Origin of the sequence: Pseudogulbenkiania sp. NH8B (assembly GCF_000283535.1) — a bacterium.
GTDB classification, from domain to species: domain Bacteria; phylum Pseudomonadota; class Gammaproteobacteria; order Burkholderiales; family Chromobacteriaceae; genus Pseudogulbenkiania; species Pseudogulbenkiania ferrooxidans.
In genome coordinates, this window is sequence record NC_016002.1 from 4,203,132 (window position 1) to 4,229,844 (window position 26,713).

General features: G+C 66.9%; 29 protein-coding genes. 9 read left to right on the forward strand and 20 right to left on the reverse strand.

Annotation, left to right across the window (positions count from 1 at the left end; translation table 11 throughout):
• Window positions 1–5: 5 nt before the first annotated feature.
• The 7 genes from NH8B_RS19470 to cyaY all read right to left on the reverse strand — a co-directional run bounded on the left by NH8B_RS19470 (window position 6) and on the right by cyaY (window position 5,338).
• Window positions 6–680, reverse strand: coding sequence for an amino acid ABC transporter permease (locus NH8B_RS19470; protein ID WP_014088770.1), 675 nt, complete (start codon window positions 678–680; stop codon window positions 6–8).
• A complete protein-coding gene (locus NH8B_RS19475) occupies window positions 677–1,420 on the reverse strand; it encodes an amino acid ABC transporter permease (RefSeq protein ID WP_008955378.1) in 744 nt (247 codons plus the stop codon). Before NH8B_RS19475 ends, NH8B_RS19470 begins: the two co-directional genes overlap by 4 nt.
• Before the next feature lie 246 nt (window positions 1,421–1,666).
• Window positions 1,667–2,572, reverse strand: coding sequence for a glutamate/aspartate ABC transporter substrate-binding protein (locus NH8B_RS19480; protein ID WP_014088771.1), 906 nt, complete (start codon window positions 2,570–2,572; stop codon window positions 1,667–1,669).
• Between the two features lie 95 nt (window positions 2,573–2,667).
• Complete coding sequence (locus NH8B_RS19485) at window positions 2,668–3,402, reverse strand: amino acid ABC transporter ATP-binding protein (RefSeq protein ID WP_008955380.1); 735 nt, start codon at window positions 3,400–3,402, stop codon at window positions 2,668–2,670.
• 142 nt (window positions 3,403–3,544) lie between these two features.
• On the reverse strand, window positions 3,545–4,321 hold the full coding sequence (gene rsmA, locus NH8B_RS19490; protein WP_014088772.1) for a 16S rRNA (adenine(1518)-N(6)/adenine(1519)-N(6))-dimethyltransferase RsmA: 777 nt from the start codon (window positions 4,319–4,321) through the stop codon (window positions 3,545–3,547).
• Between the two features lie 286 nt (window positions 4,322–4,607).
• Window positions 4,608–5,024: a YqaA family protein gene (locus NH8B_RS19495; protein WP_014088773.1), complete on the reverse strand. Its 417-nt coding sequence runs from the start codon at window positions 5,022–5,024 to the stop codon at window positions 4,608–4,610.
• Window positions 5,021–5,338, reverse strand: coding sequence for an iron donor protein CyaY (cyaY, locus tag NH8B_RS19500; RefSeq protein ID WP_014088774.1), 318 nt, complete (start codon window positions 5,336–5,338; stop codon window positions 5,021–5,023). The genes NH8B_RS19495 and cyaY overlap by 4 nt, the downstream gene beginning before the upstream one ends.
• Before the next feature lie 181 nt (window positions 5,339–5,519).
• Here cyaY and NH8B_RS21420 point away from each other — a divergent pair, with 181 nt between their 5' ends.
• Together NH8B_RS21420 and NH8B_RS19505 are read left to right on the forward strand one after the other, a co-directional pair.
• Window positions 5,520–5,636, forward strand: coding sequence for an LPS translocon maturation chaperone LptM (locus tag NH8B_RS21420; protein WP_367180154.1), 117 nt, complete (start codon window positions 5,520–5,522; stop codon window positions 5,634–5,636).
• Window positions 5,637–5,757: 121 nt separating this feature from the next.
• Window positions 5,758–6,855, forward strand: a complete 1,098-nt coding sequence (locus NH8B_RS19505; RefSeq protein ID WP_014088775.1) for an aminotransferase class I/II-fold pyridoxal phosphate-dependent enzyme — start codon at window positions 5,758–5,760, stop codon at window positions 6,853–6,855.
• A 190-nt stretch (window positions 6,856–7,045) separates the two neighbouring features.
• Here NH8B_RS19505 and NH8B_RS19510 read toward each other — a convergent pair whose 3' ends face one another.
• The 9 genes from NH8B_RS19510 to NH8B_RS19550 form a co-directional block, all read right to left on the reverse strand.
• Complete coding sequence (locus NH8B_RS19510) at window positions 7,046–7,378, reverse strand: cupin (protein ID WP_014088776.1); 333 nt, start codon at window positions 7,376–7,378, stop codon at window positions 7,046–7,048.
• A gap of 150 nt (window positions 7,379–7,528) precedes the next feature.
• Window positions 7,529–9,076, reverse strand: coding sequence for a GGDEF domain-containing protein (locus NH8B_RS19515; RefSeq protein WP_014088777.1), 1,548 nt, complete (start codon window positions 9,074–9,076; stop codon window positions 7,529–7,531).
• A gap of 233 nt (window positions 9,077–9,309) precedes the next feature.
• Window positions 9,310–13,422, reverse strand: a complete 4,113-nt coding sequence (locus tag NH8B_RS19520; protein ID WP_014088778.1) for a DEAD/DEAH box helicase — start codon at window positions 13,420–13,422, stop codon at window positions 9,310–9,312.
• 336 nt (window positions 13,423–13,758) lie between these two features.
• The gene (hemL, locus tag NH8B_RS19525; RefSeq protein WP_014088779.1) at window positions 13,759–15,036 is read right to left on the reverse strand and encodes a glutamate-1-semialdehyde 2,1-aminomutase; all 1,278 of its coding nucleotides are present in this window, start codon (window positions 15,034–15,036) and stop codon (window positions 13,759–13,761) included.
• Between the two features lie 100 nt (window positions 15,037–15,136).
• Window positions 15,137–15,607: a CYTH domain-containing protein gene (locus tag NH8B_RS19530; protein ID WP_008955390.1), complete on the reverse strand. Its 471-nt coding sequence runs from the start codon at window positions 15,605–15,607 to the stop codon at window positions 15,137–15,139.
• Between the two features lie 308 nt (window positions 15,608–15,915).
• On the reverse strand, window positions 15,916–16,332 hold the full coding sequence (locus NH8B_RS19535; RefSeq protein WP_008955391.1) for a CopD family protein: 417 nt from the start codon (window positions 16,330–16,332) through the stop codon (window positions 15,916–15,918).
• Window positions 16,333–16,520: 188 nt separating this feature from the next.
• Window positions 16,521–16,901 carry an MmcQ/YjbR family DNA-binding protein gene (locus tag NH8B_RS19540; RefSeq protein WP_014088780.1) on the reverse strand — a complete coding sequence of 127 codons (381 nt, stop codon included), beginning with the start codon at window positions 16,899–16,901 and terminating at the stop codon, window positions 16,521–16,523.
• Between the two features lie 4 nt (window positions 16,902–16,905).
• Window positions 16,906–17,715 carry a M48 family metallopeptidase gene (locus tag NH8B_RS19545; protein ID WP_014088781.1) on the reverse strand — a complete coding sequence of 270 codons (810 nt, stop codon included), beginning with the start codon at window positions 17,713–17,715 and terminating at the stop codon, window positions 16,906–16,908.
• 32 nt (window positions 17,716–17,747) lie between these two features.
• Window positions 17,748–17,912 (reverse strand): rubredoxin, encoded by a 165-nt coding sequence (locus tag NH8B_RS19550; protein ID WP_008955394.1) that lies wholly within the window; start codon window positions 17,910–17,912, stop codon window positions 17,748–17,750.
• Window positions 17,913–17,976: 64 nt separating this feature from the next.
• Between NH8B_RS19550 and thiD the strand changes: the two genes are divergently transcribed.
• The gene (thiD, locus tag NH8B_RS19555; RefSeq protein ID WP_014088783.1) at window positions 17,977–18,852 is read left to right on the forward strand and encodes a bifunctional hydroxymethylpyrimidine kinase/phosphomethylpyrimidine kinase; all 876 of its coding nucleotides are present in this window, start codon (window positions 17,977–17,979) and stop codon (window positions 18,850–18,852) included.
• Window positions 18,839–19,456 (forward strand): thiamine phosphate synthase, encoded by a 618-nt coding sequence (gene thiE, locus NH8B_RS19560; RefSeq protein WP_014088784.1) that lies wholly within the window; start codon window positions 18,839–18,841, stop codon window positions 19,454–19,456. The genes thiD and thiE overlap by 14 nt, the downstream gene beginning before the upstream one ends.
• Window positions 19,457–19,709: 253 nt before the next feature.
• Here the strand turns inward: thiE and waaA are convergent, their stop codons facing one another.
• Window positions 19,710–20,972: a lipid IV(A) 3-deoxy-D-manno-octulosonic acid transferase gene (waaA, locus tag NH8B_RS19565; RefSeq protein ID WP_014088785.1), complete on the reverse strand. Its 1,263-nt coding sequence runs from the start codon at window positions 20,970–20,972 to the stop codon at window positions 19,710–19,712.
• Window positions 20,969–21,931, reverse strand: a complete 963-nt coding sequence (gene waaC / locus NH8B_RS19570) for a lipopolysaccharide heptosyltransferase I (protein WP_014088786.1) — start codon at window positions 21,929–21,931, stop codon at window positions 20,969–20,971. Before waaC ends, waaA begins: the two co-directional genes overlap by 4 nt.
• A 72-nt stretch (window positions 21,932–22,003) precedes the next feature.
• Between waaC and NH8B_RS21015 the strand changes: the two genes are divergently transcribed.
• The 5 genes from NH8B_RS21015 to NH8B_RS19590 all read left to right on the forward strand — a co-directional run bounded on the left by NH8B_RS21015 (window position 22,004) and on the right by NH8B_RS19590 (window position 26,160).
• Window positions 22,004–22,339, forward strand: coding sequence for a hypothetical protein (locus NH8B_RS21015; RefSeq protein WP_014088787.1), 336 nt, complete (start codon window positions 22,004–22,006; stop codon window positions 22,337–22,339).
• A gap of 88 nt (window positions 22,340–22,427) precedes the next feature.
• On the forward strand, window positions 22,428–23,186 hold the full coding sequence (locus NH8B_RS19575) for a glycosyltransferase family 2 protein (RefSeq protein ID WP_014088788.1): 759 nt from the start codon (window positions 22,428–22,430) through the stop codon (window positions 23,184–23,186).
• Window positions 23,183–24,160 (forward strand): NAD-dependent epimerase, encoded by a 978-nt coding sequence (locus NH8B_RS19580; RefSeq protein WP_014088789.1) that lies wholly within the window; start codon window positions 23,183–23,185, stop codon window positions 24,158–24,160. Before NH8B_RS19575 ends, NH8B_RS19580 begins: the two co-directional genes overlap by 4 nt.
• A gap of 358 nt (window positions 24,161–24,518) precedes the next feature.
• Complete coding sequence (locus NH8B_RS19585) at window positions 24,519–25,082, forward strand: hypothetical protein (RefSeq protein WP_008955401.1); 564 nt, start codon at window positions 24,519–24,521, stop codon at window positions 25,080–25,082.
• A gap of 97 nt (window positions 25,083–25,179) precedes the next feature.
• Window positions 25,180–26,160 (forward strand): polysaccharide deacetylase family protein, encoded by a 981-nt coding sequence (locus NH8B_RS19590; protein WP_148283007.1) that lies wholly within the window; start codon window positions 25,180–25,182, stop codon window positions 26,158–26,160.
• 59 nt (window positions 26,161–26,219) lie between these two features.
• Here the strand turns inward: NH8B_RS19590 and pqqD are convergent, their stop codons facing one another.
• Both pqqD and pqqA read right to left on the reverse strand, forming a co-directional pair.
• Window positions 26,220–26,534, reverse strand: a complete 315-nt coding sequence (gene pqqD, locus NH8B_RS19595) for a pyrroloquinoline quinone biosynthesis peptide chaperone PqqD (RefSeq protein ID WP_014088791.1) — start codon at window positions 26,532–26,534, stop codon at window positions 26,220–26,222.
• Window positions 26,535–26,595: 61 nt separating this feature from the next.
• Window positions 26,596–26,670, reverse strand: coding sequence for a pyrroloquinoline quinone precursor peptide PqqA (gene pqqA / locus NH8B_RS21425; RefSeq protein WP_081455968.1), 75 nt, complete (start codon window positions 26,668–26,670; stop codon window positions 26,596–26,598).
• Between the last annotated feature and the right edge of the window lie 43 nt (window positions 26,671–26,713).

A 26,713-nucleotide genomic window follows, 5' to 3' on the forward strand; every position in this document is an offset into this window, starting at 1 on the left:
CGCGCTCATACTGCCAACCTCTTTTGCAGACGCTTCACCACGGTGGAGGCGCCGAAACTGATAACAAAATAAACCACCCCGGCCAGGATCAGGAACTCATTCGGCTGACCGACGATGTCCCCCTTGGAGCGGGCAGTGTTGAGGAAGTCCATCAGGCCCACGGCGTACACCAGCGAGGTGTCCTGGAACAGGATGATGGACTGCTGCAGCAGCAGCGGCATCATCTTGCGGAAGGCCTGCGGCAGGATGATCAGCCGCATTGCCTGGCCGTAGGTCATGCCCAGCGCGTAGGCGGCATTGAGCTGGCCCTTGGAAATGGACTGGACGCCGGCACGCACAATCTCAGCATAGTAGGCCGCTTCGAACATCATGAAGGCCACCAGGCAGGAGGTGAAGGCGCCGACCGCGACGAACTCGCCGGAAATCCACTTGAAGATCAGCGGCACCACGAAGTAGAACCAAGTGATCACCAGCAGCAGCGGAATCGAGCGGAAATAATTGACGTAGAACTTGGAGGCACCGGACAGCAGGCGGTTACTGGACAGGCGCATCAGCGCCAGCACCGTCCCCAACGCCACGCCGCCGCTTACTGCCAGGAGCAGCAGCTTGAGCGTCAGCGCCATGCCGTCGATCAGGCCGGGCAGGGCCGGGCCGATCTGGCTGAAATCGAAACCCATCATTTGGCACCTCCCATCATGCCCGGCACCCGCAGACGGGTTTCCACCCAGCCCATGAACTTCATCAGGCTCATGTTGAGCACGAAGTAGATCACCGTGGCGAGCGTGAACGCTTCAAACAGGTTGGCCGAAAACTCGGCGGTCTGCTTGGTCTGCGCCAAGAGTTCCATCAGGCCGATCAGCGAGGCCACCGAGGAGTTCTTGAAGATGTTCAGGAACTCGCTGGTGAGCGGCGGGATGATGATGCGGAAAGCCTGCGGCAGCAGCACATAGCGGTAGATCTGCGCCTGCTGGAAACCCATCGCCATGGCGGCGTAGTTCTGCCCCTTGGGCAGCGCCTGGACGCCGGTGCGCACCTGTTCGCACACTCGCGCCGCGGTAAACAGGCCGAGGCAGACCACCACCGACAGGTAAGCCGAGGTCGCCGGGCTCAGGTCCTGCTTGAACCAGATCTGCGCGCGTTCCGGCAGCAGGTCGGGCACCAGAAAGTACCAGACGAACAGCTGCACCAGCAGCGGCACGTTGCGGAACAGTTCGACGTAAGCGGTGGCAATGCCCGAGGCGGTCTTGTTGGGGAGCGTGCGCATCACGCCCAATACCGACCCCAGGATCAGCGCGATGATCCAGCCGGCCAGCGCCACGGCGATGGTCCAGCCCAGACCGGAAATGAACCAGTCGAGGTAGATTTCCGTGCCGATGCCAGTGGACTTGAAGAAGACGTTCCAGTCCCAGTTGTAATTCATACCCAATCTCCAAACAAAAAGGGGGAGACGACCTCCCCCCGGAGCCTGGCATGTTCCTGTTCGTCAGCCATACCGGGAGGAGGGTATGGCGCGGGCAGCAGCACCCCTCACGACCAATGCGGGATTGGCTGTGAATCGTCCCGCCACAGGCGGCGGGCTGGCGCTGCGAGCCGGCGCGTGGCGGCGGCAATGCCGCCGGTCCGCGCCGGGAACAGGGTCACGACAGGCTCGAGTCGCCCGTCAGGATTACATCTGCTCGGCAGACTTGTCGGTCGGGTTCTTAATCAGAGCCTTGAGTTCGGCCGACATCGGGAAATTCAGGTTGAGGTTTTTCGGCGGAACCGGGCTGGTGAACCACTTGGCGTAGATCTTGTTGATCTCGCCGGACTTGTAGGTGGCCTTGATGGCGTCGTCGACGACTTTCTTGAAGGCCGGGTCGCCCTTGCGCATCATGCAGCCGTAGATTTCGAACGACTGCGGCTTGCCGGTCACCACCCACTCGGCCGGGTTCCTGGCTTTCACCATTTCGCCGTACAGCAACACGTCGTCCATCATGAAGGCGACGGCACGGCCGGATTCGGCCATCAGGAACGATTCGCCGTGGTCCTTGGCCGAGATGATGTTCATGCCCATCTGCTTCTCGGCGTTCATGGACTTGATCAGGCGCTCGGAGGTGGTGCCGGCGGTGGTCACCACGTTCTTGCCCTTGAGGTCAGGGAAATCCTTGATGCCAGACGTTTTCTTGGTGAGCAGACGGGTGCCGATCTCGAAGATGCCGACCGAGAAGTCGACCTGCTTCTGCCGCTCCAGGTTGTTGGTGGTGGAACCGCATTCGATGTCGACGGTGCCGTTCTGGACCAGCGGAATGCGCGTCTGCGAGGTCACCAGGTTGTACTGGACCTTCAGGCCCGGCATCTTCAGGTCTTTCTTGACGGCTTCGACCACCTTGTTGGCGATGTCCATCGAGTAGCCGATCGGCTGCTGGTTGTTGTCGAGGTAGGAAAAGGGAATGGAGGCATCACGGTGACCGATGACGATGGTCCCGGAGTCCTTGATCTTTTTCAGGGTGCCGGTCAGCTCGGCGGACATGGCCGGAGCAGCGAGCAGGGCGCCAACGGTGGCGGTGCAGATGAGTCGAGTGGTAAAGCGCATGCAAGTTTCTCCTGTTCTATTGATCTCGGCGCCCCCGTTATTCGGGGGTCGCTGTGCTGACAGCGTGCCCCGCCCCCGTTGCCTGCTTCGCCGGCTTATTGCATCGGCGTCAGCAACTGGCGCAGGAACTGCTTGGCCCGATCGTGCTGGGGGTTCATGAAAAACTCCTCAGGCTGGGCTTCTTCGATGATCTGGCCATGATCGACAAACACCACCCGGTCGGCCACTTCGCGAGCGAAGCCCATTTCATGGGTCACCACCATCATGGTCATGCCCGATTCCGCCAGGTCTTTCATCACGCGCAGCACTTCACCGATCATTTCCGGATCCAGCGCCGACGTGGGCTCGTCGAACAGCATTACCTGAGGTTGCATGGCCAGGCCGCGGGCAATAGCCACACGCTGCTGCTGCCCACCGGAAAGCTGTGCCGGGAAGGCGTCTTTCTTGTGGGCCAGTCCCACGCGTTCTAGCAATTGCAATGCCAGCTTCTCGGCAGCCGCCCGTTCCATCTTCTTAACCATTAGAGGTGACAATGTGATGTTGTCAAGTACAGACAGGTGCGGGTAGAGGTTGAAGTGCTGGAACACGAAGCCCACTTCGGCGCGCAGGGCGTTGAGATCGGTCTTGGGGTCGACCACGTTCTTGCCGTCCACCCAGATCTCGCCGGAGTTGATCGATTCGAGCTGGTTGACGGTGCGAATCAGCGTGGACTTGCCCGAGCCGGACGGGCCGCACACCACCACCACCTCGCCGGCCGCGACGTTCAGGCTGACGTCGTTGAGGACATGCAGGTCCTTGAACCACTTGTGCACGTTCATGAATCGGATCATCGTTACCGCTCTTTCTGTTTACTGATTTTCATTTATGTTTCAAGGCGTTACCTTTGCCTGCCGGCAGCAGGTCGGCGTGCCGCGCCACGATTTTCGGGGCAGGCCGCGACCGGCGCAAGCTGCAACGCAGCAAGGGCCGGGGTCAGCGCCGGCTGCTCAGCAGGTTGGCCATGGCCACATATTGCTCCACCGCCAGGTTCTCCGGGCGCAACCCCGAGTCGATGCCGAGCGCGGCGAAGTCCGCCTCGTCCAGTACGCCCTTGAGGTTATTGCGCAGCGTCTTGCGGCGCTGCGAGAAGGCCAGGGTGACCAGGGCCTCGAGCTCGGCTTCGTCGGTCGCCACGCCGCAGCGGCCGGGCGCCGGGATCATGCGCACCACGGCCGATTCCACCTTGGGCGGCGGCCAGAAGGCGCCCGGCGGCACATGCAGAATCTGTTCCATTTCAAAGCGATACTGCAGCATCACCGTGAGCCGGCCGTAATCGGCGGTGGACGGTTCGGCCACCATGCGCTCGATGACTTCCTTCTGCAACATGAAGTGCATGTCGACCACGCGGTCGCCGTAACTCGCCAGGTGGAACAGCAGCGGCGTGGAGATGTTGTAGGGCAGGTTGCCGATGAGCTTGAAACGCGTGCCGATGCTGGAAAAATCGAAGGCCAGCGCGTCGCCTTCGTGGATGGTGAGGCGCTCGGGCGGGAACTCGCTTTTCAGCCGGCTGATGATGTCGCGGTCGATCTCGACCACGTGCAGGTGCGGCAGACGCGCCAAGAGCGGGCGGGTCAGCGCGCCAAGGCCCGGGCCGATCTCGACCACGATGTCGCCGGGCTGCGGGTTGACCGCGTGCACGATGCTTGCGATCACGCTGGCGTCCTGCAGGAAGTTCTGGCCGAAGCGTTTACGGGGTATGTGTTTTGTCATGGGCTTTCGTCATGAAGCGCTCATCCGATCCATGACGGATGGCGAAAAAAAGAGTGGCCGGTGTAGCTTTTTTGTCTCACTGGCGTGGCAAAACGACATGAAAATCAATCGACATCAAAATACCCATAGAAAAATTTTCTATCGCCACGCCGATTTTGCCACCCTGCCCGCACCCGGGCGGACCGTCCCGGTGCCGTGGCGGGGTGGGTAACGCGGCATTTTGTTCGGAAAACCGAACAGGATTGCCGGCGCCGGAACGGATTTCCGAACCAAGCGACGTCAGCGGTCAGCGTGTCAGCACCTGCAGCGTCAGCGCGATGGCGGCGTAGCGCAGCCCCTTGCCGGCGGTCAGCCACAGCACGCTCGGCAGCAGCGGCAGGCGCAGCCAGCCCGCCGCCAGCGGCAGCGCGTCGCCGATCAGCGGCACCCAGGCCAAGAGCAGGGTAGCCGGGCCGAAGCGCTCGAACCAGCGCGCGATCCTGGGCGACAGCTCCTTCCTCGGCGCGAGCCGCCCCAGCCACAGGCTGCTGGCGCTGCCGGCGCTGTTGGCCAGCGTCGCCAACAGCAGGGCCGGCCACAACCAGTCGGGCCACTTGTAGAGGAAGGCGGTGAGCGCGAGCTCGGAATTGCCGGGCAGCAGCGTGGCGGAGAGGAAGGCCGAGACGGCCAGCCCGGCCAGCGCCAGCGCCGCCGTGTCCATCATTCGGCGAGCTCGAAATCCTGGCCGGAGGCTTCGCGTATGGCCTGCGACAGGGTGGCGAAGAATTCGGCGCCGTCGCGCGCGGCAAGCCACTGACCGTCGCTCAGGGCGAAGTGGTAGCCCCCGCTCTTGGCGGCGATCCACAGTTCATGGTTGCTACTGTGGCGGTTGACCACGATCTTGGCGCCGCTGTCGAACTCGATTTCCAGCACGTTGCCGTTGGTGAGGAAGTCGGCGTCGAGGCCGGCGTCGTCGATGGCGTTCTCGATGCGGGCGAAGATGCCGTCGGTCAGGATGAGGAATTCGCTGTCGGTCATGTCGTCTTGTCCAGTTGGGTCGGCGCGCCGCCGTATGCCGGTTTCGCCAGGCGGACGGGCCAGGACAGCCCGGATAGGCTGCGCGGGGAGGACCGCCGGAAGAAACGGGCGCTATGTATCGGCACGGCGCGCTTTGCTAGTATCGTAATTTTGCCACATCGGACCCGCCTCCATGCGAACCATGATCTCCCTCGTGGCCTTGTGCCTTATCGTCACGGCCTGCGGCTACAAGGGCCCGCTCTATCTACCTAAAGACGCGCCGGCGAAACACCGGCACCACGATGCCTCGGCACCGTGACCCCGGCCCACTGCCATGCCCCGCCTGCCGGGGCATTTTTCATCGGGTCAGCAGGCACGGTAGCGGACCCTGCCGCCGCCATGGCCTAGAATGATCCGCACTGCGTTTGTGGAGTGACCCCATGACCCGTTTTGCCCGCCATCTCGCGCATCACCCCATCGTCAATCCGTTTCCCGGCATCGTGAAGCTGGAAGCGGCGCTCGGCCACCCGATCCGAGCACGCATCGGCTCCAACGAGAGCGTGCCGCAACCGACGTCGCCGCTGCTGCAGTTGCTCGGCGCCGCCGGGGCCGAGCTGGCACGGCTCTACCCCGATCCCTACGCCCACGCGCTGCGCGCGCGCGCCGCGGCGCTCAACGGCGTGACGGCAGACGAGGTGCTGTTCGACACCGGCGCCGACAGCCTGATCCTGCTGACGCTGCGCCTGTTCTGCAACGTCGGCGACACCGTGGTGAGCACGGCGGGGACGTACCCGACCTTGCGCTACTTCGCCGAGGGCGTCGGCGCGCAGGTGGTCGAGGTCGACTACGCCCGCGGCGACGGTCTGCTGGCGCCCGATCTGGCGGCGCTGGCCGAGGCCGCCCAGCGGCACCGGGCGGCGCTGGTCTACCTCGCCAACCCAGACAACCCGAGCGGCCACTACCACCGCGCCGACGCCCTCGCGCGGCTGCGCGCGGCGCTGCCGGCGGACTGCGTGCTGCTGCTGGACGAAGCCTACGTCGACTTCTGCGTGGACGAGGACGACGCGCCGCCGGCCGGGGTGCTGCCGAACACGGTGCGGCTGCGCACGCTGTCCAAGGCCTACGCGCTGGCCGGGCTGCGCGTGGGCTACGCCATCGCCGCCGCCGAGATCGTCGCCAAGGCCGACCAGATCCGCCCGCAGTACGCGCTGTCGGCGGTCGCCCAGGCGGCGGCGCAGGCGGTGCTGGACGAGCCGGACTACGCGCGCCGGCTGATCGCCGACACGCTGGCGCTGCGGGCCAGGTTGGCCGAAGCGCTGCGCGAGCGCGGCCTGACCGTGCTGCCCAGCCGCACCAACTTCGTCGCCATCGCCTACCCGGACGCCGCCGTGGCGGAGCGCATCCAGCGCGCGCTGCTGGCCGACGGCGTGGCGGTGCATCGTCCGCCGCATGCGGCGATGAAGCATCTGCTGCGCGTCACCGCCCATCCGCAGGCGCTCGACGCGGCGGTGCTGGACGCGCTGGCAGGCTCCGTCTAGCCATTACCAGACGCCTTCGCAACCACGACGCGAAGGTCCGTGAGCAGGGCCGCTGACCGTTCAGGGAGCACGGCAAGCGCTCGCTGAGCGGGTCTCTGCGTGCCAATCCATCGCTGAGCCAAGCGAAAGACCGGCACGCAGGGATTTGCCCAGCGCTAGCGGCGCAACGCCGCCGACGAAGCCATTACGGCTAAGGCAAATGGGAATAATGCACCGCCAGCCAGACCGTGGGCTGCTCGGGGTCGGTCCAGTCGACGCGGTGGCGGCGGTGCGGGGCGATGTCGAGCCAATCGCCCGGGCGCAGGTCGCGCGGCGCGCCTTCGTCCTCGAACAGCAGCTTGGCCTCGCCGGCGAGCAGCAGCACCCATTCGCCATCGGGCTGATCGAACCAGTAGCCGGGCGGGCTGGCCTGGCCGAACGAGACGATGCGTTCGATCTTGACGCCGGGCTGGCGCAGCAGGGTGTGGAACACTTCCTCGGCGCCGGCGGCGGGGAGGTCGTTGAGCAGGTTGTGGATCGGCATCGGCGTGCTCCCGTGAGCGGCCCGGACGGCCCAGGGGCGGGCCGTCCCCTGACTGGATCATAGCCAAGCCGCCAGCGCTTGCCGGCACGGTGGCGGCGGCCGCTTCGGGCACGCGGCCACGCTCGAGGTTGGCCGAAGCCCGCAGCGGCGTCACACGGCGGCCAGCACCACGCGGTTGCGGCCCTGCTGCTTGGCCTGGTAGAGCGCGTCGTCGGCTTCCCGCAGCAGCGCCTCCGGGGTTTCGTCGGCGATGCCGGCGGCCACGCCGATCGACACCGTTAAGGCCGGCAGGCCGGGCACGCGGTACGCTTCGACGCGGGCGCACAGGCGTTCGGCCACGCGTTCCGCGCCGATGGCGTCGGCCCCCGGTAGCAGCATGACGAATTCCTCGCCGCCCATGCGGCACACCACGTCGCCCTCGCGCGCGCTGTCGCGCATCAGCTGCGCCAGCGCGGTGAGCACCTGGTCGCCGGTATCGTGGCCGTAGCTGTCGTTGACCGACTTGAAGAAGTCGATGTCGATCATCAGCACCGCGAACGGCTGGCGGCTGTATTTCCAGTCGTCCAGCACGCTGTCCAGTTCGCGCCGGTTGCCAAGGCCGGTGAGGGCATCGGTATTCGATTCCTGGCGGAAGCGGTTGAGCTGCTGCTGCATGGCGCGCATCCCCACCAGCAGCGCCTGTTTCAGCTGCTGCGCCTCGAAGTACCACGAGCGCACCGCCTCGATGCGCGGCGTGGCGCCGTGGCTGTCCATGGCGGCGGCCTCGCGCGCCAGTTGCCGCAGCGGCCGCGCGATCTGCAGCGACAGCCACCACACCACCACGATGATGATCAGCAGCAGCGGCGCGGCGTACTTGGCCATGGTCAGCATGAGCTGGTCGAGCTCGGCCAGCGCCTGCGCCCTGGGGCGCTGCGACACCACGCCCCAGTGCGCGCTCGGCACGTAGGCGTAGCCGGCGAGCATCGCCACGCCCTGGGTGTTGGTCACCGGTCGGGCACCGCTCTGGCCGCGCATCACGGCCGCCACCACCGGGTTGCGCGAGGCGTCCTGCATGATGCGGGCGGGGTCACGGTGGAAGATCAGCCGTCCCTTGCCGTCCACCACGTAGAGGTAGGAGCCGTCGCGGTAGTAGTGCTCGCCCAGCAGGCCGTGCAGGATGTTCTTCTCACGCAGCCGAATCGAGCCGCCGACGTAGCCACGGTAGCGGCGGGCACGGTCGAACAGCGGTTGCGAGATCATCACCACCAATTGCCCGGTGACGGCCCGGTAGGGTTCGGAGATCAGCGGGCTCTGCCTGGCCAGGGCCTCGTGCGCGCCGGGACTCTCCGGGCGCCGGCCGACGAGCTGGGGCAGGGCGGTGGCGGCGCGCACCACGCCGCGTTCGTCGAACACCACCAGGTTGTTGAAGCTGTCGGAGGAGCGCTGCTGCAGGTCGAGCTCGCGTTGCAGCGCGGCGGGGTCGTCCATGTGCTCGACCAGCCGCTCGGCGTTGACGCGCAGGTTCTGCTGGGTGGCGCGCAGAAAGACCTCGGTGTTGTAGGCCACCTTGGCGGCGTAGACCCGGTGCGCTTCGAGCGTGTTGCGGATCAGGATGTCGCGCTGCACCTGATAACCGGAGTAAAAGCCGTTGATCACGGCGAGCAACACCGCGGTCAGGGCCAACAGCAGGATCAGGCGGCGCAGGTCGAAACGGAGCATGACGGTTTCCCAGCGCGAGAACAGGGGGGTGAACGTGCCGACGCCGGCTAGTCGCGGTGTCGGGCTGCGAGGCTAGCCATCGCCGTGTCGGGGCATGCTACTGATGCTGAAAGAATAGGAAAAGTCGCCGCGGTTTGGCAGCAAAAAACCGCGCGGCAAGGAGGACGCGCACCCTGGCCGATGCCAGGCGCCTCCCGCGGAGGGGCGCCTGGTCCCCCTCCGGCGAAGCGCGCTCAGCCCCCCTTGAGCAGTTGCAGCAGCGCGCCGGCGTCGAGCTTGGCGCTCAATTCGCCGCCTTCCAGCAGGCTGTCGGCCAGGTCGCGCTTGGCGGCGTGCAGCGCCACGATCTGTTCCTCGATGGTGTGCTCGGCCACCAGCCGGTAGACGGTGACCGGGCGCTGCTGGCCCATGCGGTGGGCGCGGTCCGAGGCCTGGTCTTCCACCGCCGGGTTCCACCACGGGTCGAGGTGGATGACGTAGTCGGCGGCGGTGAGGTTGAGGCCGGTGCCGCCGGCCTTGAGGCTGATCAGGAACAGGTCGCCCTGGCCGGCCTGGAAGGCGTCGACGCGCGCCTTGCGCTCCCGCGCCGGGGTGGAGCCGTCGAGGTACTGGTAGGCGATGCCGCGCTCGTCGAGCCAGGCGCGCACGATGGCGAGGTGATCGACGAACTGGCTGAACACCAGCGCCTTGTGACGGTTGTCGAGCAGCTCGTCGGCAATCTCGGCGAACGCCTTGAGCTTGCTGCCGGCGAGCTCGCTGTCCGGCAGCGCCAGGCGCGGGTGGCAGCAGAAGCGGCGCAGCCGGGTGATTTCGGCCAGCACCTTGAGCGGCTTGTTGTCCTCCTCGCCCAGCGCGTCGAGCTTGTCCACCGCCTGCTGGCGCAGCGCTTCGTAGAGATGCAGCTCGTCGCCGGACAGCGCCACCTTGAAGGTGATCTCGGTGCGCGGCGGCAGCTCGTCCAGCACCTGGCTCTTGGTGCGGCGCAGGATGAAGGGCTGGATCAGCGTCTTGAGCGCCTTGCGCGCGTTCTTGTCGCCGCGCTCGACCGGGACGGCGAAGCGCTGGTTGAAGCGTTCCTGGCTGCCCAACAGGCCGGGGTTGAGGAAACGGAACAGGCTCCACAGCTCGCCCAGGTGGTTTTCCACCGGCGTGCCGCTGGCGGCGAGCTTGAAGCCGGCCTGCAGGCCAAGCACCGCCTGGGCGCGCTTGGTGCCGGCGTTCTTGATCGCCTGCGCCTCGTCCAGCACCACGCTGGTCCACGGCACCGCGGCGAAGGCGTCGGCATCCTGCTGCAACAGGCCGTAGCTCACCACCACCAGGTCGAACGGCGCCAGCGTGTCGAGCGCGCGCTGCTGCTGGTAGGAACGCACCTTCAGGGTCGGCGCGAAGCGCGCGGCTTCGGCCAACCAGTTGAGCGCCACCGAGGTCGGCGCCACCACCAGCTGCGGCCCGGCCGGGGCGCGTTCCAGCAGCAGCGCCAGGGTCTGCACCGTCTTGCCGAGCCCCATGTCGTCGGCAAGGCAGGCGCCCACGCCCCAGCGCGCCAGACGCGCCAGCCAGGCGTAGCCTTCCAGCTGGTAGTCGCGCAGCTCGGCCTGCAGCGTGGAAGGCGGCGTGGGCTGGTAGTCGCCGAGGCTGGCCAACGCGGCGAGCTGCTCGCGCCAGGCGGCGTCGGCCTCGAACTGGCCGGCTTCCTGTTCCAGCTCGGCCAGCAGCGGCGCGGTCAGCGCGGAGAGGCGGATGGCGCCGTCCTTGCCGACGTGGTCGGCCACCAGCGCCAGCTCGTCGAGGCGGCGACGCATGGCGTCGGTGAGCGCCAGCCAGTCCTGCTCGCCCAGCTTGAGGAAGCGCCCGGGATTGGCCTGCAACAGTTCCAGCAGCTGGCGCAGCTGCAGCACGCGGCCGTCGTCGAGTTCGAGATCGCCGGACAGCACGAACCAGTCGCCCTGCTTTTGCAGGCCGAACTTCATCTGCGCCAGGCCGCGCCGCGCCTTGATGCGCATGCGCTCGCCCTCGGGCCAGACGCATTCCAGCGTGGCCGGGTCGACCGCCTGCAGTTCGGACAGCACTTCCAGCGCCGCCTGCGGCTCGGCGAGCTGCCATTCCTGGCCGTCGCCGTCGGCCTGGGCGAGCGCCGGGCAGGCGTCCAGCACCGCCTGCAGCGCCTGCTTTTCCTGCTTCAGATCGCGCCGCGTCTGCAACGCCTTGCCGTCCACCTCGCCCACCAGGTTTTCCAGCCCCTGGCCGGGCTTGCACCAGGCGCCGCCCGGCAGCGGGCGCATCAGCAGCTGCAGGCGCAGGCCCTGCTCGAGCGGCAGGAGGTGGGCGTAGAGCCGGGCGTCGGCCGGCACGGTGTCGATGTGCGCCGCCAGCTCGGGCAGGTCGGAGTGGATCGGCACCAAGGGCGCGATGCTGGTGATGGCCTCCATCAGCTGCGCCTTGGCCGCCAGCGGCACGGTCAGTTCCTTGCCGACGATGGCGGCGATCTGGCGGATTTCCTTGCTCACCGGGTAGACCACCAGCCGCGTCGGCGTGTCCTTTTCCCACACCACCTCGCTGTCGGCGCCGACCCGCGCCGGCGTCAGCTTGAGCTGGATGTGGGCGCCGCTTTCCTTGAGCTGCAGCGCCACCTGGCCGGCGGCGACGTCGATGCGCACGTCGGGGGCGTCGGCCCAGAACAGCGCCGGATGACCGACCAGCGCCGGCAGCGCCTTTTCGCCGTCGAGCTCGTAGCTGGAGCCACCGTAGTAGCCGTCGTAACTGCGCTGGATGTGGCGCATAACGTTGCGGTCCTGCTCCAGCAGGTAGTCGGCGCTGTCGGCCTCGTCCAGCAGGCGCTTGAGCGCCACCGCGCGGCCCTTGCTCCACTGCCCCTTGGCGCCAAGCTTCTGCTCGCGCGGTTCGAGCAGCACGCCGTGGCGGCCGGCGCTGACGAACCAGGCGAGCCGGGTCGGATTCGGCGCCGCCTGGCGCGCCTCGGCGGCCTTGCCGGGGGCCAGCGAGGAGAGCGCGGTGAGCGCGTGCTGCCAGGCCTCGCGGCGCTGGTAGAGCTCGAGCAGCGGACGCGCACCGTGCCGGCTGTGCCAGTCCGGCGTGCTGCGGGGCTCGCCGAATTGCCGTTCCAGCAGCGCCTCCAGTTCCTCGACCACGCGCTGGTAGCCTTCCTGCTGCATGCGCTCGCGGAAGGCGTGCAGCGTGGCTTGCCACGCCGTTGAGGTGGCCTGGCGGGCGTCGAGCCAGTAGAGCGCCAGCGCCAGCATCAGCCCGTCCAGCCCGGCCAGGTGGATCTGCTCGGGCAGGCCGAGGTAGGCCGGCACCGCCACGCCTTCCTGCAGCGCCACCAGGTGCTGCAGCAGGCCGTAGCTCTGGCCGAGGTTGTGCTTGATGCCGTGCTGGATCGCCTGCTTCAGCTCGGCTTGGCGCGCCGGATCGGCGGCACCGAGCAGGGCCAGGCAGTAGAGCGCGTGCAGTTCGGCCGGCAGGTCGAGCTTGCGTTGCCGGGTCTCGGCCTTGCGCTCGTCGCGCCAGGCGTCGAGATGCGCCAGCGCCGCGCCGTAGCTGCCCTGCAGCAGCAGCGCGCTGAGGGCGCCGCCGAGGCTGTTGCCGAGGCGGCCGAACAGCGCCACGCGCTCGCCATCGCCGCGCCACAGCGCCTGGCGCAGCAGCCATTCGGCCAATTCGTCCCACTCGCTGTAGCCGCTGTCCCAGCGCGACAGCGCGTAGTCGTAGCCGTGACGGAAGCCGTCGAAGCGCCAGCAGGCCTCCGGCAGGTAGTCGAGCAGCAGCGTCACCTGCACGTCGTCGGCCAGGCCGTCGAACAGGGCGCGCCCGGCGGCGTCGGCGAACAGCCGCTTGGCCGGCGCCGGCGGCGTCTGCCCGCTGCGTTGCTGCAGCTCGTGCAACTGCGCGAGCCAGCGCTGCGCCGGCCTGGCCTGGCCCGCGAGCACGGCGAGCCACAGCTGCAGCTGGCACTGCGCCGGGTCCGCGGCGCCCCAGTTCGCCTGGCGGCTGCCGAGGTGCTCCGGCAGCCGCTTGCTCCAGCGCGCCAGTTCGCGCCGGTCCTGCAGCAAGGGCAGCAAGGCGGCGTTGCGCGCCGCCGGCACCAGGCGGTAGGGCAGGCCGGGGGTGCGCACGATCCACTGCCGGTTCTCCAGCTCGGCCAGCAGGGTGCCGAGGCGCACGCTGTCGAGCTCCTTGCCGTGGGCGTCGCGTACTTCGGCGCGGTGCAGCAGGGTCAGCAGGTTGGCCTTGGTCTCGCCGCCGGGCAGCAGCGCCAGCACGGCCAGCAGCGCCTGGTGGGCAGGGGTGAGCGCGGGCTCGATGTGGTGAGAAAACGAGTCGGTCATGGTCGGTGGGGCAGAACGGCGAAACGACAGGGTTGGCCGAAGACCCGGTACGGGGGCGACGGCCAAGCTGTTCTAAAAGGAAGGTATTCCCAAAAGCATTAGGACCGAGAAAACGCAGCCTGGCAAGGCGAGCGTCTGCGAGGCTAAGGCGAAAGCCAGTAAGCGGGGCCGCAGCCCTTGCACAGAGGACGGCAAGCGCTCGCCGGGCGAATCTCCGCGTGCCAATCTATCGCTAAGCAAATCAAGGATTTGCACGCAGTAATTGGCCAGCGAGAGATTCGCCCGCAGCCCGCGCAACGCCGCTGACAACGTTACCGGTTCTAAGGCGAAGTGGAACTACAGCCGCGCCAGGGCGCGGCGCGCGGCGGCGATGGTGTCGTCGATCAGCGCGTCGCTATGAGCGATCGACACGAAACCGGCCTCGTAGGCGGACGGCGCCAGATAGATGCCTTCGTCCAGCATGGCGTGGAAGAAGGCCTTGAAGCGGGCGATGTCGCAACGCGTGGCCTCGGCGTAGCTGGTCGGCACGGTGTCGCTGAAGTAGAAGCCGAACATGCCGCCGACGCTGTCGGTGCTCATCGCCACGCCGGCGTCGCGCGCGGCGTCGGCCAGACCCGCCGCCAGCTTGGCGCTGCGCGCGGAGAGCGTGTCGTGGAAGCCCGGCTGCTGGATCAGCTTGAGCGTGGTCAGCCCGGCCGCCACCGCCAGCGGGTTACCGGACAGCGTGCCGGCCTGGTAGACGTTACCCAGCGGCGCGATCTTGGCCATGACGTCGGCGCGGCCGCCGAACGCCGCCAGCGGCATGCCGCCGCCCACCACCTTGCCCAGCGTGGTCAGGTCCGGGGTGATGCCGTGCAGGCCCTGGGCGCAGTTCAGCGCCACGCGGAAGCCGGTCATCACCTCGTCGTAGATCAGCAGCGCGCCGTGCTGTTCGGTCAGCGCGCGCAAGGCCTGCACGAACTCGGCGGACGGCTTGATCAGGTTCATGTTGCCGGCGATCGGCTCGAGAATGACGCAGGCGATCTGGTCGCCGACTTCCTTGAAGGTCTCGGCGAGCTGCGCCACGTCGTTGTACTGCAGCACCAGGGTGTGCTTGGTGCAGTCGGCCGGCACGCCGCCGGAGGACGGGTTGCCGAAGGTCAGCAGGCCGGAGCCGGCCTTCACCAGCAGGCTGTCGGAATGGCCGTGGTAGCAGCCCTCGAACTTCACGATCAGGTCGCGCCCGGTGAAGCCGCGCGCCAGGCGGATCGCGCTCATGGTGGCCTCGGTGCCGGAGCTCACCAGGCGCAGCTGCTCGACGGACGGCAGCAGCTTGCAGATTTCCTCGGCAATCTCGACTTCGCCCTCGGTCGGCGCGCCGAACGACAGGCCGCCGACGGCGGCGTCCTGCACCGCCTTGACCACTTCCGGATGGGCGTGGCCGAGGATGGCCGGGCCCCAGGAGCCGACGTAGTCGAGGTACTGCTTGTCGTCGGCGTCCCAGAAATAGGCGCCTTCGGCGCGCTTGACGAAACGCGGCGTGCCGCCGACCTGGCCAAAGGCACGCACCGGCGAGTTGACGCCGCCGGGGATCACTTGCTTGCCACGTTCAAACAGTTCGAGATTGCGGGACATGATGGTTTCCTGATGAAAACTGACTATGCAGAGATTGGCCGAAGCACCAGAGTCTAGTGCAGCGGGCGGGCGAACCCAAGCCGCGCGAGGAAATAGACGCTCACGCCTTCGGCCAACGGGTGTACGGGTTCTTCGACAGGTGCGCGTTGGTGTAGCGCCCGTCGTGGGTGACTTCCTCACCCAGCCACGCCGGCTTGGCGAACGGCGTGTCTTCCGCCGGCAGCTCGATCTCGGCCATCACCAGGCCGGCGTTTTCGCCGAAGAATTCGTCGACTTCCCAGACGAAGCCGCCGTGTTCGATGCGGTAGCGCAGCTTGTCGACCACCATCGGGCACATGCTGTCGAGGATGGTCTGGGCGTCGGCGAGCGGGATGGCGTACTCGAACTCGTGGCGCGACACGTCGGTGACGTGGCCCTTCAGCGTGAGCCAGGCCTGTTCGCCCACCACGCGCACGCGCACCGTGCGTTCCTTCTCCACCGACAGGTAGCCCTGACGGTAGCGCACGCCCTCGGCCAGCCCGCGCCAGCCGTCGTTGGCGACGCGAAAGCGCCGCTCGATTTCCATTGCCATATCGTTTCCTAGATCAATAAATACACAGGGCGCCGCAGGCTGGCAGGCCTCGTCCCTGTTCGGCAGGGTCCGGTTCGCTGCGATGGGCTGCGCTACGCTTCACCCATCCTACCCCACGCTCTATCGAGGGGCCGGAGTCTATCCCAGTAGGCGAGCGAGCCAAGGCAGGTTGAGTGCCGCCAGCGCACAGGAACCGGAATGGGCACGGAGTCCATGAGGATTCCTGATCGCTGAGCGAATCAAAGATTCGCACGCAGTACTGCCGGCGCTCAAGATGCGAAGGCGCAGCCGCCTAATGGGATGGACTCTCAGAAGGGCTTGACCACCACCAGTATCACCACCGCCAGCAACACCAGCACCGGCAGTTCGTTGAAGACGCGGAACCAGGTGTGGCTGCGCGTGTTGCGGCGCGCCGCGAAGGCCTGGCAGAAGCGGCCGCAGACGCCGTGGTAGAGCACCAGCCCGGCCACCAGCGCCAGCTTGGCGTGCAGCCAGCCGCCGCTGACGCCGTAGCCGAACATCAGCCACAGGCCCAGCGCCAGCGCCAGCACGCCGAGCGGGGTCATGAAGCGGTACAGCTTGTGCATCATCAGCAGCAGCCGGTCGTACTCGGCCGGGTGCTCGGCCATCGCTAGGTTGACGAAGATGCGCGGCAGGTAGAACAAGCCGGCGAACCACGCCACCACGAAGAAGATGTGGAAGGCCTTGAGGTAGAGGTAGGTCATTTACAGTCCGTTATTCCCATTCCATTTCATTCGTATCACTTTGTCGGCATCGCGGCGCGGACTGCGTGCGAATCTATCGCTGGGCCAATCACTGCGTGCAAATCTTTAGATTTGCTCAGCGATGGATTGGCACGCAGAGATTCGCTCAGCGAGCACTCGCCGTACTCAATGTACTGTCTCGTCGCTGCTCACTCGCCTTCGCGTTCTGCTTCTGAACTGGGACGGGAATAAAAGGCGCGGCGCGCGCGCGGCAGCTTTTGCACCACCAGTTTCCACGACGTGGCCAGCCCTGCCTTGAGGTCGGTCATGGTCAGGGCGGAACAATCGCTCACCGCGATCCAGCGCGCCCGCGCCAGGTAGGGGGCGGGGCGCACGCCGGGCAGGCCGCTGAGAGCGAGGAAGTCGTCCGGCGCCACCTTGTACGCCACCACCTCGCGGTGAAAGGTGGCGAACATCCTGCCGTCCACGCTGGCCACCCGCACGTCGCCCCATTTGACGTCGAGCGTGGCGCCGGGCAGGGCCAGGGCGCAGTGCTCCAGGTCGGCGAGGTCCGGTTTCACGTGAAACATCGGCTCAGCGCCGACGCGCGGCTTCGTACAGCGGCATCACGCGCGGGATGCGCGCCGACAGCTCCTGCAGGCGGCTGCTGTCCGACGGGTGGGTGGAGAGGAATTCCGGGCCGTTGCCGTTGCCCATGGCCATCATCTTGCGCCACACGCTGAGCGCGGCGTTGGGGTTGTAGCCGGCGCGCGCCATCAGCTCCAGGCCGATGACGTCGGCCTCGCTCTCCATGGTGCGGCTCTTGGGCTTGGTCAGCGCCAGATCGCCGGCCAGCGAGGCGAGGTCCATCGCGCCCTGTCCCAGGCCGGCCAGCGCGCCGACCACCGACAGCCCCATCTGCTGGGCGTAGGCCTGGCTCATCTGTTCGCGCGAGTGCTCGCGCAGCGCGTGCGCCATCTCGTGGCCGATCACCGCCGCCAGTTCGTCGTCGCTCAGCGCCAGCTTGGTGATCAGGCCGGAATAGACCATGACCTTGCCGCCCGCCATGGCGTAGGCGTTGAGCTCGGGCGAATCGGCGACGTTGACCTCCCAGCGCCAGTTGCGCGCGTCGGGGCGGAACACCGGGGTCTGCGCGATCAGGCGGTTGGCGACGGTGCGCACGCGCGCGGTCAGCGCGGCGTTGTTATTGAGCTTGCCGGTGCCGCGCACCTTGCTCACTTCCTGCGCGTAGGACTTGGCGGAGGCCTGCTCCACCTCCTGCGACGACAGCAGCATGGTCTGCTTGCGCTGGACGCCCACCGCCCCGGACTGGGTGGTGGAGACCTCGGCGCAGCCGGTCACGGCGACCAGCGTCGCCGCCATGAACGACAGTTTCCACGACATCTCGATTTTCCTTCGCATTGACGCGGCCGGGTTCAGAACTCGACCATTTCGAAATCTTCCTTGCGGGCGTCGCAGTCCGGGCAGGTCCAGTTCACCGGCACGTCCTCCCAGCGGGTACCCGGCGCGATGCCGTCTTCGGGGCGGCCCGCCTCTTCCTCGTAAATGAAACCACAAATAAGACACATCCAGCTGCGCATCGCCTTTGGCCCCAGCTCAGTTAAAATACCGATTCTAAATCCTGACCGACAAAGAGGCTAAGCTTTGAGCACTCCATCCCCTCTGCCCGCCGTATTGACGCTGGCCGGCTCCGACCCGTCCGGGGGCGCCGGCATCCAGGCCGACATTCTGACGCTGGCGAGCCTCGGTTGCCACCCCCTGTCGGTCATCACCGCCATCACCGTGCAGGACACCGCCGGGGTCAGCGACTTCCTGGTCATGGAGGCCGACTGGGTCAACGACCAGGCGCGCTGCCTGCTGGAGGACATCCCGGTGGCCGCGTTCAAGATCGGCATGATCGGCAGCATCGAAAACGTCGCGGTGATCGCCCAGTTGATGGCCGATTACCCCGATATCCCGCTGGTGTACGACCCGGTACTGGCCAGCGACGGCGGCGACGACCTCGCCGACGACGACATGATCGCCGCGCTGCGCGACATGCTGCTGCCGCAGGTCAGCGTGCTCACCCCCAACAGCATCGAGGCGCGCCGGCTCGCCGCCAACGACCCGGACGAGGAAGACAGCCTGACGCTCGACGACTGCGCCAAGCGGCTGCTGGCGCTGGGCTGCGAGCACGTGCTGATCACCGGCACCCACGAGAACACGCGCGAGGTGATCAACTCCCACTACAGCAAGGACCTCAAGGTGCGCCAGCACCATTGGGAGCGACTGCCCGAGCGCTACCACGGCTCCGGCTGCACCCTGGCCTCGGCCATCGCCGGCATGCTGGCCGCCGGCGCACCGGTAGACGAGGCCATCACCGATGCCCAGGAGTACACCTACCAGACCCTGCTCAACGCCTTCCGCCCCGGCATGGGCCAGTACATCCCGGACCGGCTGTTCTGGGCGCGCGAAGTGGCGGAGGAAGAGGGCGACGAGGCGGAACAGGACGGCGAAGGAGACGACGTTGGCCACGCTTGAGGGACTGTACGCCATCACCCCGGACACCGACGACAGCGAGCGCCTGATCGAGCTGGTGAGCGACGTGCTGCCGCACGGCGTGCGCCTGCTGCAGTACCGCAACAAGAGCCAGGACCCGGTGCGGCGGCTGTGGCAGGCCAACCTGCTGGCGAGCCTGTGCCACAGCCACGGCGTCACCTTCATCGTCAACGACGACGTCGAGCTGGCACTGGCGGTCGGCGCCGACGGCGTGCACCTGGGCCGTGACGACGCCGCCATCGCCGCGGCGCGCGCCCGGCTGGGAGCGGACGCCATCATCGGCGCCTCGTGCTACGACGACATCAAACTGGCCGAGGCGGCGGTGGCGGCCGGCGCCAGCTACGTCGCCTTCGGCGCGGTGTTTCCGTCCGGCACCAAACCGCACGCGGTGCGCGCGCCGCTCCAGCTGTTCGCCCAGGCCAAGCGGCTCGGCGTGCCGAGCGCGGCGATCGGCGGCATCACCGCAGACAATGCCGGAGAGGTGGTCAGTGCCGGCGCCGACATGCTGGCGGTGATCGGCGCGCTGTTCGACGCCGCCGACCCGGCGGCGACTGCCGAACAGCTGGCGGCAGCATTCCGACGCTGAACCGGATCGGCGCCGCTGGTTTCACGTGAAACCAGAAGACCACCACGCCAAAAGGCGGGAGACTCTCTCCCGCCTTTTTTCATGTATCGACACCGGGATGGCCATATCCCGACGCGAGCAACGATAGTCGTGCCGCTTCATTCCCAGAAACGATAAAAATTCAGTTTGAATGTCAGAAAGGAATAGCGGGGAAGAGGTCGTGCCACGGCAGCGGCAGCGCGACGCCGCAGCAAAACCCGAGGGGAAAGGGAACTCAGCGGCGCTCGAGGCCGTGCGCGATCAGCGCCACGATGCGCTCGCTGGCACCGCGATGGGCGGCGGTGAACCCCAGCGCCGCCTGGCGCATGCTCTGGCGACGGGCCGGGTCGGCCAGCAGCGCCAGCGCTTGCTGCACCAGCGCCGCGGCGTCGGCCACCTGCACAGCGGCACCGGATGCCAGCGCCTTGGCGCTGGCGTCGGCGAAGTTGAACATGGACGGCCCGAACAGCACCGGCACGCCGACGCTGGCCGGTTCGATCAGGTTCTGCCCGCCCAAGGGCAGCAGGCTGCCGCCGACGAAGGCGACATCGGCGGCGGCGTAGTAGCCGAACAGCTCGCCCATGCTGTCGCCGATCCAGACCTGGGTGGTGTCGCGTAGCGCGGCATCGTCGCTGCGGCGCTGCACCGCGAAGCCCGCGGCTTCGGCCAACCCCGCCACGCTGGCGAAGCGTTCCGGATGGCGCGGCACGATCACCAGCAGGGCATCCGCCACGGCGCGGCCGGCGGCGCGCCAGGCGTCCAGGATCAGCGCTTCCTCGCCGTCGCGCGTGCTGGCGCACACCAGCACCGGGCGCGGGCCGATGCGTCGGCGGAACGCCGCGCCCAGTTCCAGCGCCGCCTCGGGCGCGGTGAAGTCGTACTTGGTGTTGCCGCAGACGGCGACATCGACTGCGCCCAACTGCTGCAAACGGCCGGCATCGTCGGCGGTCTGGGCGGCAATGGCGCGGAATTGGCCTAGCGCCGGCGCCATCAGCCGGGCCACCTTGCGGTAGCCCCTGAGCGATTTTTCCGACAGCCGGGCGTTGGCGAGGAACAACGGCACCCGCTGCGCGTGCGCGGCGTGGATCAGGTTGGGCCACAGCTCGGTTTCCATCAGCACGCCGAAGCGCGGACGGTAGCTCCGCAGGAAGGCGCGCACGGCGCGCGGGTAGTCGTAGGGCAGGTAACGCACTTCGGCGTCGGGGTAGAGCGCCTCGGCGGTGGCGCGGCCGGTCGGCGTCATCTGGGTGACGAGCAGCGGCGCGTCGGGCCAGCGCCGGCGCAAGGCCGCCACCAGCGGCAGCGCGGCACGCGTCTCGCCCACCGACACCGCGTGCACCCAGATCGCCCCGGTGGCGGCGGGTACGACACGTTGGCCGAAGCGTTCGTCCCAGTGCTCGAGGTAGGCCGGCGCCTTCTTCGCGCGCTTTCTCAGGTAGCGGCGGATCAGCGGCGTGGCCAGCGTCCACAGCGCGCTATACAAGGTACGCCAGATCACGCCGCGCTCCGCACCCGCACCAGCGCCGCCAGCACCTCGTCCACCGTCGGGCACTGCCCGGCGTTGCCCAGGTTGAGCGCGCGCGGACCTTCCACCACGCCGGTCCGGGCCGGATCGGTATCGGTATAGAGCGCCACCAGCGGCACGTTCACGGCGTTGGCCATGTGGGTCAGCCCGGTGTCGACCCCCACCACCGCCTCGGCGTGGCCGAGCAGGCCGGCCGCCTCCCTCAGCGACAGCTTGGGCGCCACCACCCCGGCGTGCATCTTGGCAGCCAGGCGTTCGGCGCGCTCCTTCTCCTTGGCCGAGCCCCACGGCAGCACCGCCACCATGCCGTCCTGGCGCGCCAGGGTGTCGGCCAGCTGCACCCAGCGCTCCTCCGGCCATTCCTTGGAAGCACGGCTGGTGGCGTGCAGCAGCACGGCGTAGTCGCCCGGCAGCAGCCAGGCCGGCCGGGTGCCGGCGTGGATGCCGAAATCCGGTGCGCCTTCCGGCTGGTAGCCGAAGGTCAGGCCGAACAGGCGGCGGTTGCGCTCGATCGCGGAAAGCTGGCGGCTGACACGGTGCTTCTTGTCGTAGAACAGGCTGGCCAGCGGCTCGCGGATGCTCGACCAGCCGTAGCCGGCGAGCGGCGCGCGCGCCAGCTTGGCAGGCAGCGCGCTCTTGACCAGTCCCTGGGCGTCCAGCACCAGATCCCAGTGACGCGCCCGCAGCTGTTCGCGAAACACGCGCATTTCGGCCCAGGTGGAAGGGGACAGCAGGGATTTGCGCCAGCGCCGCCAGGCGATCGGAATCACCGCGCGTACCCCGGGATGCAGCGCGGCGATGTCGGCGAAGTTTTCTTCGGCCAGCCAGGCCAGACGCAGGTTGGGGTAATGCGCGAGCAGGTCGGTCACGGCAGGCCAGGTGTGGATAAGGTCGCCCATCGACGAGGTGCGCACGATCAGCACATTCATCATGGCCGGCATTGTACGAGCGGCCCTGTGGTTAACCAAGTAAAATCCACCGGCACGAACTGTGGATAACCGCCTGTGGACAAGTTCTGGCGGATTTATCCACAATCTGTCCGTGTGTTGCCAGCTGAAACAATCCCATGCTCATCAACAGGGCAAGTAACTGAGTTAGCACGTCGTTTTTCAGCTTATCCACAAACTGAGGGCCCCTTCATCTGTTGTTTCATTTTATATAAGGGCGTCAATGAAAAGACCGATGGCGAGCAGAACACGCTGTCCACCACACGACACGCACAAGCTGCCGACAAGCTGTGGGTAAAGCGCTCAGGACAGACCGCTCACTATTTATCCACAACTGATGAAGGTGCTGACAAGGCAGTTGGCAACAGCCTTTCAAGCAAGGTAATCCACTGATTTATAAAATGGAAAAGCACTTGTCCACAGGGGAAGGGCGACTTCTACAGTTTCTTCGGTTTTTATATAAAAGGGCTAATAAGAAACCATGAGCTCAGTACTGAGCGTCGTATTGATCACCAAGAATGCGGCACAACAGATTGCGGCCTGCCTGGAAAGCTGCCGTTTTGCCGACGAGATCGTGGTGGTGGATTCCGGCAGCAGCGACGACACTATTGCCATTGCCAAAAGCTATAACGCCAAAGTTATCCACCAGGATTGGTTGGGATTCGGTCCGCAGAAGCAGTTCGCGGTGCAGCAGGCACGCCACGATTGGGTGCTGTGTCTCGATGCGGACGAATGGCTGTCACCCAGATTGGCCAGTGAAATCAAGGACTTGCCGGACAATCCACAAGCGGCGGCCTACCGTTTTCCGCGTAGCAACAAATTCATGGGTCGTTTCCTGCGGCACGGCGAGGGCTACCCGGACCTCAGCCTGCGGCTGTTCGACCGGCGCCGGGCGCGCTGGTCCGACCACGCGGTGCACGAGTACGTCATCGCCGACGGTCCTGTGGAAAACCTCAAGGGCGACCTAATGCACGAATCGGGCGAGGACATCGCGCTCTATCTGACCAAGCAGAACCGTTACACCGATCTGCAGGCAAAGGCGTTGTTCGAGCGCGGCAAGCGCGTGGGTTGGCCGAAGCTGGTGTTCAGCCCGCTGCTGCGCTTCTTCAAGTTCTACCTGCTGCGCCAGGGCTTTCGCGACGGCGTGCCGGGCCTGGTGCACATCAGCATCGGCTGCTTCAACAGCTACATCAAATACGCGAAGCTGATCGAGCTTCACCGTCTGGAGAACACGCAATGAAAGTATTGGTCACCGGCGCCGCCGGTTTCATCGGTCGCGCCGTGTGCGAAAAACTGCTGGACAAGGGCGGGGTCGACGTCGTGGCTGTGGATAACCTCAACGACTACTACGCCGTCGAGCTCAAGCATGCCCGGCTCGCCACGCTGCAGAGCCGGCCGGGTTTTGCCTTCCACCGGCTGGACATCGCCGATTGGCCGGCGTTGGAGGCGCTGTTCGCCGCCGAGCGCGTCGACTACGTGATCCACCTCGCCGCCCAGGCCGGGGTGCGCTACAGCATCCAGAACCCGCACGCCTACGCCCAGAGCAACCTCACCGGCTTCACCAACGTGCTGGAAGCCTGCCGCCGCCACCCGGTCAAGCACCTGGTGTACGCCAGCTCCAGCAGCGTCTACGGCCAGAACGCCAAGGTGCCGTTCTCGGAGGACGACCGCGTCGACGCCCCGGTGAGCTTCTACGCCGCCACCAAGAAGGCCAACGAGGTGATGGCGCACAGCTACGCCCACCTCTACGCGCTGCCCACCACCGGGCTCAGGTTCTTCACCGTGTACGGCCCGTGGGGCCGCCCGGACATGGCGCCGTGGCTGTTCACCGAGGCCATCCTCAAGGGCGAGACCATCAAGGTGTTCAACCACGGCAAGATGCAGCGCGACTTCACCTACATCGACGACATCGTCGAAGGCGTGCTGCGCGTGATGGAGCATGTGCCGCAGGGCACCGACGGCCAGCCGCCGTACCGGCTGTTCAACATCGGCAACCACAACCCGGTCGAGCTGATGGAATTCATCCGCGCCACCGAAGCCGCCTGCGGGCGCGAGGCGGTGAAGGACTACTACCCGATGCAGGACGGTGACGTGCCGGTGACCTACGCCGACACCGCCAGGCTGCGCGCCGCGGTCGGCTTCTCGCCCGACACGCCGCTGGCCGACGGCATGCAGCGCTTCGTCGCCTGGTACCGTGGTTACCACGGTGTGTGAACCAGACCGCCGTGGCGACGCCGTAGAGGCCCGCCACGGCGTTTTTGTTCTGCCGAGCGGTTCTGGCGTCCAAAATCAGGAAAACCGCGCAGCGGCCGTTTACGGGCCAGAAAATGGCCCTGTTTTAAAGCTGTTCTTTTTGGATTTGTTAGCCATACTGCATGGTATGGACCGGGTGTTCATGCCGAATCGACCCCGTTGACCAGCTTCGCGATTGCTCCCTCGAACCCATTTGCGTGCGCGCCGCTTGCAGGGTTCCCCGCCCATTGCCGCTGTCTGGCGTCCTGGCTTCGGCCAACGTCGTACTGCCTGGCGACCTTGACCGACCCGCTAGCAATCAGGCAGTGGGAGGACATGTATGGATAACAAGGTGGTGCCCCGGTGGCTGCTGGCGGTTGCGCTGGCGGCGCTGGGGCCGGCCGCTGGAGCCGCGCAATACCTGGTGATCGGCTCGGGCGCACCGGACTACGCGACGCCGTCGGAAGCGGTGGAGGCGGTGGAGGAAGAACTGCTGCCGACTTTCGACGCGCTGATGAAGCTGGAGGCCGCCAGGAAGATCGTCGGCGGCATGCCGGTGGGCGACCGAACCTTCGCCTTCATCCTCGATGCCGCATCCAACGACGAGGCCGACCGCCTGCTGCGCGACCTGCCGGCCTGGGGGCAGCTCAAGTGGGAAATCAAGCCGCTGCAGAGCTTCCAGGCACGGGCCGAGAAGGAGCGCAGCATCGCCGACGCGCTGATGAAGAAGGTCACGGACCCGGCAACGGAACCAGCTGCCGCGCCGGCCCAGCCAGCCGCACCACCTGCACCACCCGCTCCGGCGGCGGCTCAGCCGTCCGGCACCACGGCCCAGCCGGCTCCCGCCGCGCCACCACCACCCGCTGCCGGTCCGGCCCCGGTCCAGGCCGCGGTGATGCTCTAGACCCCGAAGGGGAGGCGGGCGGCAGGCGAGATTAGTGCTCGCCGTGGTGGCCGCGAGCCGTTACAGTAGCCGCCTGTGTGTCGTTGATTGCTCGTTCATGTTGCCCAAACTCCCCCTACTCGGCGCCGTACTGGCGTCTTTTGCCCTCAACTGCGCGGCCACCCCGCTGACGCGCTGCCTCGGTTATCCCGACGACGCCAAGCTGGCGATCGTCAACGCCGACGACGTCGGCATGCACCCCGACCTCGACCGTGCGGCGTTCCGTCTGCTCGACGAGGGCAAGATCCAGGATCTGTCGCTGATGGTGCCGGCGCCGCATTTTGCCGCGGCCGCGGCGGAGGTGCGCCAGCGTCACAAGGCGGTCGGGCTGCACCTGACGCTGACCGACGAATGGCAGGAGGATTACGGCTGGGGCGCGGTGCTGCCGCGCGAGCAGGTGCCCTCGTTGTACAACCCGGAAGGCCGGCTGTGGGGCAGCATCGAAGAACTGGCGGCGCACGCCGACATCGACGACGTGCGGCGCGAACTCCTGGCGCAGATCCAGAAGGCGCGCGATGCCGGTCTCACCATCACCCACCTCGACACCCACATGGTGTTCTGGCGCATCCGCAACGACTTCATCAACCTCTATCTGTCGCTGCCCAAGCTCACCGGCATCCCGGTGGTACTGCAACTGTTGTGGCATCCGGTGGCGCAGCAACTGCCGCTGAGCCGGGGCGAGCAGCTGCGCGGCAACGTGGTGGCCGACAGCTACATCATGCAGTACAACCCGGAAATCCGGCCGCAGAACCTCGAAGTGCGCTACGACGGCTACGACTTCGCGGTGCGCAACCTGCCGCCCGGCCTGCACCAGTTCGCCGTCCACCCGGCCGAGGACACCCCGGACGCGCGCCAGCGCATCGGCGACATCATGCTGCGCCTGAGCGATTTCCAGGTGTGGGAAGGGCCGGAAATCCACCGCCTGATGCAGGAAAAGGGTATCCAGACCACCGACTACCAGCGGCTCCAGGCGCTGCAGGAAGCCATCAATCGGCAACCCCGCAACTGCCTCAACGAGACGCCGGCCGCCAGCCGTTGATCGGCCAACAATGAACACCGCTGGGCGCTGGTCGAGCGCCCATTGCCGGTAGGGGGCGTTCAGTCGCGCGCGGGTTGCGCGCCGGCTACCATGAGCTGCAGCCAGCCCTTGGCGCAGGCGGTGTCGACGAATGCCCGGGTGCCGCTCTCGATCTGTGCCGCGCTGTCGGGAAAGGCGACCTGCAGGTCGGCGACGATATCGTCCACGCTGCGCTGGCCGTCGCAGCGTTTCAGGATTTCCCCGGCCGACACGTTGAGTTTGATCAGGCCTTCGGGGTAGAGCAGGATGTAGGCCTGCTGGCTCGCCTCCCAGCGAAACATGAAGTGCGGTGCCAGCCGGGGGCGCGCGTGGTCGAGCGGGTGGGATGGGGTCATGGCGGTAGCTCCTGATCGGCGCAAGGGGGCGGCAGCGCTGTTGCCGCTGCCGCCCCGTGGCTCAGCGCACGTAGACGTAGGCGGTCACTTCGAAGCCAAGGCGGATTTCGCAGTAGGCGGGGGTTTCCCAGGTCATGACGGTCTCCTTCGGTTGCGGAGCGGCCCCATGCCGCTCCAGT